This window comes from Planococcus soli (genome assembly GCF_016881065.1).
Lineage (GTDB): Bacteria > Bacillota > Bacilli > Bacillales_A > Planococcaceae > Planococcus > Planococcus soli.
On record NZ_WXYN01000030.1, the window covers coordinates 1 to 207 of the forward strand.

2 tRNA genes are annotated in these 207 nt (G+C 54.1%); both read right to left on the bottom strand.

The features are described from left to right. Positions 1-52 precede the first annotated feature (52 nt). Positions 53-129, bottom strand: a tRNA-Ile gene (locus GJB59_RS13640). Positions 130-137: 8 nt separating this feature from the next. Continuing rightward, positions 138-207 (bottom strand) — tRNA-Met (locus tag GJB59_RS13645).

Here is a 207-nt window from a genome sequence, read left to right on the forward strand (position 1 = left end):
AAGACCGATCCCTTCAGCCAAACTTGGGTATTCCTCCGTGATAATGGATAAATGGTGGACCTTGCAGGACTCGAACCTGCGACCGGACGGTTATGAGCCGTCTGCTCTAACCAACTGAGCTAAAGGTCCTAAAAAAGTGGCGGCAGAGGGGATCGAACCCCCGACCTTACGGGTATGAACCGTACGCTCTAGCCAGCTGAGCTACGC